We start from the raw sequence: 8,541 nt of genomic DNA, 5'->3' as shown, positions 1-8,541 counted from the left end.
CGGGATGGTCTGCCGCCGCTCTTTACCGATACGCAGTACGAAGCGCTGGGCGTGCCGCGCAATCAGGAACTCGCCCAGAACAAGGACCCGAAATTCTTCGATATGGGGCTTTGCGGTCCGTTCCGTCAGGACATCGCGAGCCAGACGCAATACTGCGGCATGTTCCTCACGCCAACGCTGCGTAACGTCGCCACGCGCAAAACGTTCTTCCACAACGGCGTCTATCACGACCTCAAACAGGTGATGGACTTCTACAACCTGCGCGATATCGACCCGGACAAGATCTATCCGCGCGATGCGAGCGGCAAGGCGCAGAAATACAACGATCTTCCCGCGAAATACGCTGCCAATATTGACGTTGCGGATGCGCCGTTCGATCGGAAGGCCGGCGATCAACCCTCGATGTCGGCACAGGACATCGACGACATCATCGCGTTTCTGAAGACGTTGAATGACGGCTACAAGCAATAAGTTTCGCGGGACGCGCGCAGGCCCTGTATCCCGCGCACGCAACACGCGCGGCTTCACGATGATCGAAGTGCTCGTCGCGCTCGCCATCATTGCCGTTGCGCTGGCGGCATCGATGCGCGCGGTCGGCAATCTTGCGTCGAGTGAAGCCGAATTGCACCGGCGTCTGCTGGCAGGCTGGAGTGCGGACAACGTATTGACCCACTTGCGCCTGGTCCATACGTGGCCCGCGCTCGGCGTGACGCAGTTCGATTGCTCCGAGGGCAATCTCGCACTGGTATGCACGCAAAGCGTGAGCGAGACGCCGAATCCATTGTTCAGGCGCGTGGAGATATCGGTTACGGCGCCTGGGCACAAGGGCAATCTGGCGCAACTCATGACGATGTTCGACGATGAAACCAATCGTTCGCTATAGGCGTCGCGGCGGTTCCCGCGGCTTCACGTTGCTCGAACTGCTGGTGGCGGTGGCGATCCTCGCCGTGGTCGCGGTGCTGGCGTGGCGCGGTCTGGATGCGATTACGCGGGGGCGCGATGCGATTTCGCGATCGATGTCCGACGAGCGCGTGTTCGCGGAACTGTTCGACCAGATGCGTATCGACGCGCGCCTCGCAGTATCCGACGACGAAACCGGCGGCAGCGCGATTACCGTCGATTCGTCAGGATTGCAGATCGTACGCACGTATCCGGGTGTGGAAGGACAGGCGCCGCGTCTTGAAGTCGTGCGTTATCAGGTCGCCGATGGCCTCGTGATCCGCTATGCGTCGCCGCCGATAGGCAGCTTCAGTCAGCTTCGCCGCGCCATGCGCAACGGCGAAGACGGCACATGGAGTTCGGTGCCGCTCATGAATGGCGTGAAAGCCATCCAGGTGAGCATGTATGTGTCGCCCACCGGCTGGACCACGCAGATGGACGACGTGCGCAGCGCGATCACGACCAACGACAACAACCTGACGATTCCGCAACTCGCCGCCATGCCGCTGCCGCGCGCCGTCACGGGACTGCAGGTCAGCATCAGCGCGCAAACGCTCAAGCGGCCCATCAACCGCGCTTTTCTGGTGGGAGAGTGACGATGAGGACGCGCATCAGGCATCGTAAAAAACAGCGCGAAGGCGGTGCGGCGATCATTACCGCGCTGCTGGTGATGGCGCTGTGCGCCATTCTGGTGTCGGGGATTCTCTGGCGCGAGCAGGTGCAGGTTCGGCGGATCGAGAACCAGCGCCTGCTGGGCCAGGCGCAATGGGTTGCGCGTGGCGCGCTCGACTGGACGAGGCTCGTGCTGCATTCTGAGGCCGATACCTTGCCATCGGTCACGTATCTGGGCGGCCTGTGGAGCACGCCGGTTGCGCGCACGCGCTTGAGCCAGTTCGTCGGCAACATGGGCGACGAGAACGGCGCGCAGGTCGGCTCGACCTGGCTGACCGGCACGGTCGAAGACGCCGAATCGCGTTTTAATCTGCGCAGTCTCGTGTCGAACCCATCGCCCGGCGTGCTGGAGGTGAATGTCACGCAATTGCAGGCCTTCCAGCGCCTGCTGAAACTCGTCGGCGTCGATGGGCAACTGGCGAGCAAGACCGCGTTGTATGTGCGTGCGGGGCTGTCGCATTCGGCTACGCGTTTTGAGAACGCAGGCACATCGAGCACAACGACGGCGAGTACGCAGCCTTCGCAGACGCAGGAAGACGGCGCGATTACTGGCGATAACCCCGGTCTGGACGACGACACGGACAGCGCCGTGGCATCGCTGCTGATGACCGACACGGACGCGCTGCTCGACGTTCCAGGCTTCACGCCGGCCGCCGTTGCACGGCTGCGCCCGTTCATCACGGTGTTGCCGAACGCCACGCCGGTGAACATGAATACCGCGAGCGCCGAGGTGCTCACCGCGATCGTGCCAGAGATGACACTGGCCCAGGCGCAGGCGTTCGTGGCGCGCCGCCAGACCGTATTTTTCCGCAACATGAGCGATGTGACGTTGGGGCTGGAGGCTGCAGGTGTGGAAGGTGTGACGCTGGATTCGTCGCTGTACGACGTGAATACCAGCTATTTCCTCATTCATGGCGGCGTGGAACACGATCGCGCCGAGGTGCAGCGCACCACGCTGGTCTGGCGCGATCCTCTGACGCATGCGACCCGGATCGTGCGGGTGCGGGATCAGGGGTGAGGCCGCGGGAGCCGTGTTGCCATTCCCGCCACACCCCTATGCTACCCTTGCCCGGCTTGGAGTTTCGCCATCCCGTATCGACATCCACGACCAGGAAGAGAGCCCGATGAGAAAGCACGAGAAGTTGCGCACGAAACCATGTCATTCATTGCGGTTTGCCTTGCGCGGGCTGGCCGCGACGTTGCTGGCCGTATCCGGCCTGCAGACTGCACACGCCGCACCCACCGAAATCCAGTTCTGGCACGCGATGGAATCGGAACTGGGCGAGCGGGTGAACGAGATCGCCCAGCAGTTCAACGCCTCGCAAAGCGACTATAAGATCGTGCCGGTTTTCAAGGGCACTTACGACCAGACGCTCGCAGCCGGCATCGCGGCTTATCGCAGCGGCGATGCACCTGCCATTCTTCAGGTCTACGAAGTAGGTGCGGCGACGATGATGCAGGCAAAGAAAGCTGTCGTTCCTGTCTACGACGTGATGAAGAACGCGGGCGTGCCGTTCGACGAAAAAGCCTTCGTGCCGACTGTCGCCAGCTACTACGGCGATGCGAAGACGGGCCATCTGGTGTCGATGCCCTTCAATAGCTCGACGCCGCTGCTTTACTACAACCGCGATGCCTTCAAAAAAGCTGGCCTGAATCCCGACGTGCCGCCAAAAACCTGGCCCGAAGTTGCCGCCGATGCCGCGAAGCTCAAGGCCGCGGGCCTGAATTGCGGCTTTACGACCGGCTGGCAAGGCTGGATCCAGATCGAAAACTACAGCGCCTGGCACGCCGCTCCGATCGCCACGCGCAACAACGGCTTCGACGGCGCCGACGCCGAGCTTGAAATCAACAAGCCGCTCCAGGTCGCGCATATCGCGTTTCTGCAGAAGATGGCGAAGGACGGCACATTCACCTATGTGGGCCGCAAGGACGAAGCCACCGCCAAGTTCTATAGCGGCGATTGCGCCATCATGATGGGCTCGTCGGGTGCACTCGCCAACGTGCAGAAGTACGCGAAATTCCAGTTTGGCACCGGCATGATGCCGTACGACCCGAGCGTGAAGGGCGCGCCGCAGAATGCGATCATCGGCGGGGCGAGCCTGTGGGTGCTGGCGGGCAAGAATCCCGAGGTCTACAAGGGCGTGGCGAAGTTTCTCGCTTATCTGACGTCGCCGGCCGTGGCCGCGAAGTGGCACGAGGACACGGGTTATCTGCCGGTGACGACCGCCGCCTATGATCTCGCGCGCAAACAGGGTTTCTACGCCGCGCATCCCGGCGCCGATACGGCCACGAAGCAGATGCTCAACAAGCCGCCGCTGCCGTACACCAAGGGCCTGCGTCTTGGCAACATGCCGCAGATCCGCACGGTGGTGGACGAGGAGTTGGAACAGGTGTGGACGGGCAGCAAGACGCCGCAACAGGCGCTTGATTCAGCCAACTCGCGCGGTAATGAATTGCTCAGGCGCTTTGAAAAGCAGGGCGGATAGTTCCCGTGTTTTAAAGCGCAACGGCGCGATGTCCTTCGATGGACATCGCGCCGTTTTTATCGGCTAAAGCGTGCGTTCTAGAACCACGCGTCCTGCATGTCGAGCGTCGTGCGATCGAGCGAGGTGAGCAGATCGAATTGCGCGGAGGTCTTCGGCAATTCCCACGCGAAGAAGTAGGTGGCCGCCGCCAGCTTGCCGCGATAGAAGTCGGCGTCGTCGCCCTGCGCGTGCTTGAGCGCCGCGCGCGCGGCCAGCGCCTGTTCGAGCCAGATCCACGCCACCACCACATGCCCGAATGCTTCCAGGTACACCGAAGCATTCGCCAGCGTCACGTTCGGGTCGCCCGCCGCCCACAATGCGCGCGTCACTTCGACCAGACGTCCAAGCGCCGCTTCCAGTGCGCGGGCATGCGCGGCGTCCTGCGCATCGCCGTTCGAGCGTGCGCGATCAAGCGTCGCCTGCACGCGTTGCGCGAACAGCTTGAGCGCCGCGCCGTCCTTGATCGTCACCTTGCGGCCCAGCAGATCGAGGCCCTGAATGCCGTGGGTGCCTTCGTGAATCGGATTGAGGCGGTTGTCGCGATAGAACTGCTCGACGTTGTATTCGCGTGTGTAACCGTAGCCGCCATGCACCTGAATCGCGAGATCGTTGGCGGCGAGACACCATTGCGACGGCCAGCTTTTCGCAATCGGCGTGAGCAGATCGAGCAGCAGCGTGAGCGGTTCGCGCGCGGCATCGTCGTCGATCGCGCGGGCTTCGTCCACCAGCTTCGCGCACCAGAGTGTGAGCGCGAGCGCGCCTTCCACGTAGCTCTTTTGCGCGAGCAGCATGCGGCGCACGTCGGCGTGCTCGACCAGCTTGATCTGCGGCGACGCAGGGTCCTTGCCCGCCGCGCCCATGCCGCGCCCCTGCGGACGATTGCGCGCGTAATCGAGCGCGTGCAGATAGCCGGTATAGCCGAGCATCGTCGCGCCCAGTCCCACGCCGATACGCGCTTCGTTCATCATATGGAACATGTAGGCGAGACCGCGGTGCGGCTCGCCCACCAGATAGCCGATCGCGCCCGCGCGGCCGCCCGGCGTGTACTTCGTGCCTTCGCCAAAATTGAGCAGGCAGTTCGTGGTGCCGCGATAACCCATCTTGTGATTCAGGCCCGCGAGCACCACGTCGTTGTGCTCGCCGCGTGTGCCGTCCTCGTTGACGAGGTATTTGGGCACCACGAAGAGCGAGATGCCCTTCACGCCGGGAATCAGCTTGCCATCCGGTCCGGGGATCTTCGCCAGCACCAGATGCACGATGTTCTCGGATAGTTCGTGCTCGCCGCCCGAGATCCACATCTTGTTGCCGCGCAGCCGGTACTGCGCGCCCAGCGGCGATTCGCCCTCAAAGTCGGCGCGGGTGGCCACGTCCGAGAGCGAGGAACCCGCTTGCGGTTCCGAAAGACACATCGTGCCGAAGTAGCGCCCTTTCAGTTCCGGCTTTACGAAGGTCTCGATCTGCTGCTTGCTGCCGTGCGCGAGCAGCAGATTCGCATTGCCGATGGTCAGGAACGGATAGGCGCTCGACCCGACGTTGGCGGCCTTGAACCAGGCGAAGCCGGCCTTTTCCACCACCAGCGGCAACTGCATGCCGCCGTATTCGTAGTCCTGGCCTGCCGCCATCAGGCCCGCTTCGCAGAAGGCCTTCAGCGCGGTCTTGACCTCGGGAATGATGGTGACGGTTTCGCCGTCGAAATGCGGCTCGTGCTGGTCGTTCTTCTTGTTATGCGGGGCGAACAGGTCGGTGGCGATCTTCTCGCAGGTGTCGAGCGCGGCGTCGAAGGTCTCGCGCGAGTGGTCCGCGTAGCGCGCGATGCGGGTGAGGCGCTCGACATCGAGCCATTCGTAGAGCAGGAAATTCAGGTCACGGCGGGAGAAGATCAGCGACATGGCAGGCGGTCTCGCGAAGAAGGTGACGAGTAAGAGCGCCAGCCTACACCAAAATAGAACGATCGTGCTATTGGGGTTTTAACGTGCCCGGATGTTTCGATCATGCCCCGCAGAGCAACGCACGCGCTGCGCTCTAGTAGACTGGGCGGCGCGAATGTTGTCGCGCTTTGTCCAACTTTCTCCAACCTCGCGCATCCCAATCAAAACACCAGGAGCTTTCGCATGAGCCAACCCGCGCTGATCGTCATCGACCTCCAGAACGACTACTTCCCGGGAGGGGCGTTCGAGCTCTGGAACGCCGACGCCACGCTCGCCGTGGTCGAGCGCGCCATTGGCCGTGCGCAGGTGAAGGGCATACCGGTGATCCACGTACAGCATGTCGCCGATGCTGCGAAAGGCAACGCGCCCTTCTTCAACGCGGGCACCGTGGGCGTAGAAACGCACGCGCGTATCCAGGCGGCCGCGCCCGACGCGCCGGTGGTCGTCAAGCAGTTCGCGGACGCCTTCGAGCGCACCACGCTGCACGACACCTTGCAGCGCCTTAACGTCGACGAACTGATCCTGTGCGGAATGATGACGCAGAACTGCGTCACGCATACGGCGCTGTCCCGTCGCGCCGACGACTACAACAAGGTGACCGTGCTCAGCGACGCCTGCACGACGGTCAGCCAGATGATCCACGCGATCGCGCTGAGCGCGCTGTCCACGCGCGTGACGCTCGCGCCTGTTGACGCGGCTATCTAGTCACTTCGCTAAGGTCCGGGCGAAGAACGCCAGCACTTCGCGCGTTGCCTGCGCGTGAATGGCGTCGCGATCCACGCCCGGGCCGTCCTTGCAGATGCGCGCGAGCCGCTCGACGGCGCCCGGCAGGCAGGTGTCGAGGAAGGTGTAGTGCGACGCGCCGGGCAGCATCGTCAGGCTCGCCTGAGGCAAAAAGCCCGCGATGCGGCGCACGTTGGTGTCGGGCGGCACGGTGACGTCGGCGGTCCCCGCGAGCAGGGCGACGGGGATCGTCACTTCCTTGAAGGCGTCGGCGTCGAAGGCCTCGCCAAGCGCTGGCGCAATCGCGAACACGGCCCGCACGCGGGCGTCGCGGTACGAATTGCCTGAGCGCGCGAACGAGGCGCGCATCGCGGGTGTGGGCGGCGGGAGCGGGGCGCTTGCTCCACTTGCACCGCTTGCGCCACCCCCCAGCCGTTTCGCTTCGGGCGGATGGCAGATCGCATCGGCCTGCGGCGAACGGCAGAACGCTTCCAGCGCCTGCGCGTCTGTGCGCGCGCCCGCGATTGCCAGCACGGTATAGCCGCCCAGCGAGAACCCCGCCGCGCCGACGCGCGCCTGATCGATATGCGGCCCAAGCTGCGGATCGGCCAATAAAGCGTCGAGCACGTTGCTCAAATCGGTTGCGCGTTCCCACCACAGCGTGAAGCCCTCGCGCGTGAGTGGTTCGAGTTCGTTATTGCCCGGATGATTGACGGCGGCCACGATATAGCCGTGCGCCGCGAGTGCGCTGGCCAGCCAGTCCTGATCGTTGGCGCTGCCGCCCGTGCCGTGCGAAAGCAGCACGAGCGGAAAGCGCGTGGCCGCGTCGCCAGCGAGCGGGGCGTCGCTGGCGACGGGATGACCGCGAAAGATCGGATCGCCAGGCCGACCGATGTCGCGCGGTGTTTCGGGCGTGGCGGAAGCGACCGGATACCAGATCTGCGTGAGCAGTTGCTGCGTGGCCGCGCCGCGCCAGTTGCGCTCGACGCCCGGATGGATCACGCGTGAAGTCAGGCCGACATGCCAGGGCGCGGGGTCCGCCGGTTCATCGGCCTGGACCAGACGCGCCTGACCGAACAGCAGCGCGACCATGCAAAGCGAAAGCGCGGCGCGTCGCAGCAAAGCGGCGAGTGTACGGGCCGATCCAGCGGCAGCAGGAACATGCGTCATGCTTGAACTCCGGGCGTCGTTGTTATGGAAGGCGATTCTATTGAAGAAGCGCGATCAGATCCTTCAGGACGCCCATTGTTGCGTCGTCTCAGTGCGAAAACATGTTCATTATCAAGGTGTTATGTGGCGGGTGGGAATATGCTGGCAAATTCCTGAACACGTCTGGAACGATAATGGCAGATATTTTTATCAAAATTGACGGTATTGCGGGCGAATCGCAAGATGCGACGCATGCCGACGAAATTGAAGTCCTTGGCTGGAGTTGGAATATTACGCAGAAGTCCAGTATGCATTCTGGCTCGGGCGGTGGCGCTGCAAAGGCGTCCGTTTCGGATTTGCATTTTACGCATATGATTGACCGCGCGAGTCCGAACCTTGCGAGCTATTGTTTTCAGGGCAAGCATATTCCGAAGGTTTTGCTAACCATGCGTAAGGCGGGCGGCTTGCCGCTCGAATATCTAAAAATCACTATGTACGACGTGATTGTGACGCACGTGGAACCGGCCGCTGGAGCCGGATTAGCGCTGGAGCACGTTGCGCTGTCTTTTGCGCGAATGAAAAAGGAGTATGTGGTGCAAAGTGCA

At 62.9% G+C, this 8,541-nt stretch carries 8 protein-coding genes and 1 pseudogene; 7 read left to right on the top strand and 2 right to left on the bottom strand.

Annotated features, from left to right (window positions below; all coding sequences use genetic code 11):
• The 5 genes and pseudogenes from VG320_RS03060 to ugpB form a co-directional block, all read left to right on the top strand.
• Positions 1-471 (top strand): annotated as a pseudogene (locus VG320_RS03060) (cytochrome-c peroxidase); the annotation flags it as partial.
• The gene (gene gspI / locus VG320_RS03055; RefSeq protein ID WP_349256912.1) at positions 452-883 is read left to right on the top strand and encodes a type II secretion system minor pseudopilin GspI; all 432 of its coding nucleotides are present in this window, start codon (positions 452-454) and stop codon (positions 881-883) included. The pseudogene VG320_RS03060 and the gene gspI, both read left to right, overlap by 20 nt.
• On the top strand, positions 861-1,535 hold the full coding sequence (locus VG320_RS03050; protein WP_327198688.1) for a prepilin-type N-terminal cleavage/methylation domain-containing protein: 675 nt from the start codon (positions 861-863) through the stop codon (positions 1,533-1,535). The genes gspI and VG320_RS03050 overlap by 23 nt, the downstream gene beginning before the upstream one ends.
• 2 nt (positions 1,536-1,537) lie before the next feature.
• Complete coding sequence (gene gspK, locus VG320_RS03045) at positions 1,538-2,629, top strand: type II secretion system minor pseudopilin GspK (protein WP_327198687.1); 1,092 nt, start codon at positions 1,538-1,540, stop codon at positions 2,627-2,629.
• A gap of 106 nt (positions 2,630-2,735) precedes the next feature.
• On the top strand, positions 2,736-4,097 hold the full coding sequence (gene ugpB / locus VG320_RS03040) for a sn-glycerol-3-phosphate ABC transporter substrate-binding protein UgpB (RefSeq protein WP_327198686.1): 1,362 nt from the start codon (positions 2,736-2,738) through the stop codon (positions 4,095-4,097).
• A gap of 77 nt (positions 4,098-4,174) precedes the next feature.
• Here the strand turns inward: ugpB and VG320_RS03035 are convergent, their stop codons facing one another.
• The gene (locus VG320_RS03035; protein ID WP_327198685.1) at positions 4,175-6,025 is read right to left on the bottom strand and encodes an acyl-CoA dehydrogenase; all 1,851 of its coding nucleotides are present in this window, start codon (positions 6,023-6,025) and stop codon (positions 4,175-4,177) included.
• A gap of 222 nt (positions 6,026-6,247) precedes the next feature.
• Here VG320_RS03035 and VG320_RS03030 point away from each other — a divergent pair, with 222 nt between their 5' ends.
• On the top strand, positions 6,248-6,769 hold the full coding sequence (locus VG320_RS03030) for a cysteine hydrolase family protein (RefSeq protein WP_327198684.1): 522 nt from the start codon (positions 6,248-6,250) through the stop codon (positions 6,767-6,769).
• Here the strand turns inward: VG320_RS03030 and VG320_RS03025 are convergent, their stop codons facing one another.
• Positions 6,770-7,957, bottom strand: coding sequence for an alpha/beta hydrolase family protein (locus VG320_RS03025; RefSeq protein ID WP_327198683.1), 1,188 nt, complete (start codon positions 7,955-7,957; stop codon positions 6,770-6,772). It lies immediately after the preceding gene.
• Positions 7,958-8,130: 173 nt separating this feature from the next.
• Between VG320_RS03025 and VG320_RS03020 the strand changes: the two genes are divergently transcribed.
• Positions 8,131-8,541 (top strand): Hcp family type VI secretion system effector (locus VG320_RS03020; RefSeq protein ID WP_414695952.1); only part of this gene is annotated, 411 nt, incomplete at its 3' end.

The organism is Paraburkholderia sp., assembly GCF_035948235.1.
Taxonomy (GTDB): domain Bacteria; phylum Pseudomonadota; class Gammaproteobacteria; order Burkholderiales; family Burkholderiaceae; genus Paraburkholderia.
Note: the sequence above shows the minus strand (reverse complement) of the source record. Positions and strands in the feature narration are given on the sequence as shown.

Excerpts from the sequence above, each read along its gene's own strand:
- VG320_RS03050 (WP_327198688.1), top strand. The coding sequence starts at position 861 with ATGAAACCAATCGTTCGCTATAGGCGTCGCGGCGGTTCCCGCGGCTTC.
- VG320_RS03035 (WP_327198685.1), bottom strand. The coding sequence starts at position 6,025 with ATGTCGCTGATCTTCTCCCGCCGTGACCTGAATTTCCTGCTCTACGAA.
- VG320_RS03030 (WP_327198684.1), top strand. The coding sequence starts at position 6,248 with ATGAGCCAACCCGCGCTGATCGTCATCGACCTCCAGAACGACTACTTC.
- gspK (WP_327198687.1), top strand. The coding sequence starts at position 1,538 with ATGAGGACGCGCATCAGGCATCGTAAAAAACAGCGCGAAGGCGGTGCG.
- ugpB (WP_327198686.1), top strand. The coding sequence starts at position 2,736 with ATGAGAAAGCACGAGAAGTTGCGCACGAAACCATGTCATTCATTGCGG.
- gspI (WP_349256912.1), top strand. The coding sequence starts at position 452 with ATGACGGCTACAAGCAATAAGTTTCGCGGGACGCGCGCAGGCCCTGTA.
- VG320_RS03025 (WP_327198683.1), bottom strand. The coding sequence starts at position 7,957 with ATGACGCATGTTCCTGCTGCCGCTGGATCGGCCCGTACACTCGCCGCT.